A 1,758-nucleotide genomic window follows, 5' to 3' on the forward strand; every position below is an offset into this window, starting at 1 on the left:
AGCCGGGCTCGCGCCACCTCAAGGCTCTGCGTTGGCAGCACCAGGTGATCGAGCGGATGAGTGCCAGTGATGGTTCGGGTCATGCAGCCGCGATGTGCATCATTCCGCAAATCGGTTCAAGACTTGATCGCAATCCCGGCCATTTCGCCCCCGCCAGTTCACCGGACGTCGAAAAAGGCACCAGTTGGGACAAAGCCTCGATCAGCTTCCGGCAATGACATCGGCGGAATAGCGCAGTTCGCGCATCGGTTTGACCTTGCTGGTGGTCTGCGCATAGAGCGGGTGCGCCTTGTAGGCGGCCAGCGCGGCGTCATCGGCGAACTCCGCATAGACGACCACGTCGACCTCGTCCGACAGCGGATCCACCTTGGTGTTGAGCGTGACCTCGAACAGGCTGGAATGAGGAATGTTGCCGAGCGCCAGCAAGCCGGTGCGCACAGCCTCGACATCCTCTTTTCGCCGCGCGCTGAAGAAAACGATATGCCGGATCAACCCCGCCTCCTCGATCAAAATGCTGGGGTCTTTTGTGACGGCAGGACGTTGGCGTCAATCGACTAGGATGTCGCGGCTGCCGCCACTGGAGTTAAGCTCTGCCGGTAACATATCGCACAACATGGCTAAGCTCTCTCACTGTTGTGTCGAGATAGCGGCCCTGATTGTACATGCCATCCCAGATCAGGAAAAACGCGATGGCGGCAATGACGATTACATAACGCATGGCTAGATCTATCGCACGAGCAATTCTGCGACCATAGGCGTTTTTTGCGCGCTCGGCCTTTGCTGTGCAAAAAAGCGGATTCTCGCTGGCGCAAGCATTCCGCGTGGCACAGCCCCGCTTGCGGCCTGCCTCTTGAAGTTTCGCCGCATGACGTGGAAGATCGCCGCAGGGATTCACTGGGAAGCGCTAAAGCTCTGGTAAAAGAGCGCGTGTTTCATTCGAGCCCGCCCGTCACTGAGCCGGTCAGCGCCCGGGACCGGCAACGGCGTTCGAAGCTGGCGAATGATCCAAGAGAACCGTGGCTCGGCAATCTGCCCCGACACCGCGGAAATCCAGGGGGCACGAGATGGCACAAAAGGAACTTTTTGGCGCAGCATTGAGCGACGCGGTCAGGCTCGATGAGTTCAATTTCGCCGAGATCGTCAAAGGTCTGCCGGCGAAAGCGCGCATGGTGCTGTCGGCGGCGATGAACCTGCCGCGCGGTTCGCTCAAGGTGAGGCTGCCGGACGGCCGCGCCGTCCTCGTCGGCGGCAAGGGACCTGGCCCAGATGCCGAACTGGTGCTGAAGAATTGGCGCTTGCCCGGCCGCGCCTTTTCCGGCGGCACGATCGGCGTAGCCGAATCCTACATGGACGGCGATTGGGAAAGCCCTGATGTGACCAGCTTCCTGGAGCTGTTCGTGGTCAATTCGGTCATTGGCGAGCGTATCGCGGGCGGCACCAGTTGGCTGATCAACACCGTCCAGCGCATCCGCCACTGGTTCAACCAGAACACCCGCACCGGTTCGAAGCGCAATATCTCGGCGCATTACGACCTCGGCAACGCCTTTTACAAGCAATGGCTCGATCCGAGCATGACCTATTCCTCGGCGCTCTACACGACCGGCGCCAACGACCTGGAAAGCGCCCAGGCCGCCAAATATCGCGCGCTGGCGAAAGACACAGGGATCGGCCCGAAGGACCATGTGCTGGAAATCGGCTGCGGCTGGGGCGGCTTCGCCGAATTCGCCGCGCGCGAGATCGGCTGCCGCGTCACCGGGT

At 60.9% G+C, this 1,758-nt stretch carries 3 protein-coding genes; 2 read left to right on the top strand and 1 reads right to left on the bottom strand.

Annotated elements, in window-relative coordinates; translation table 11 throughout:
- On the top strand, positions 1 to 218 hold a 218-nt coding region (locus EN884_RS38850; protein WP_206617732.1), incomplete at its 5' end, for a hypothetical protein.
- Here the strand turns inward: EN884_RS38850 and EN884_RS34885 are convergent.
- Positions 202 to 492, bottom strand: a complete 291-nt coding sequence (locus tag EN884_RS34885) for a Dabb family protein (protein ID WP_027163379.1) — start codon at positions 490 to 492, stop codon at positions 202 to 204. The two genes, EN884_RS38850 and EN884_RS34885, sit on opposite strands and share 17 nt — an antisense overlap.
- A gap of 572 nt (positions 493 to 1,064) precedes the next feature.
- Here EN884_RS34885 and EN884_RS34890 point away from each other — a divergent pair.
- On the top strand, positions 1,065 to 1,758 hold a 694-nt coding region (locus EN884_RS34890), incomplete at its 3' end, for a class I SAM-dependent methyltransferase (RefSeq protein WP_206617735.1).

It is taken from the genome of Mesorhizobium sp. M7A.F.Ca.AU.001.01.1.1 (genome assembly GCF_004022735.1).
In the GTDB taxonomy this organism is placed as follows: domain Bacteria; phylum Pseudomonadota; class Alphaproteobacteria; order Rhizobiales; family Rhizobiaceae; genus Mesorhizobium; species Mesorhizobium ciceri.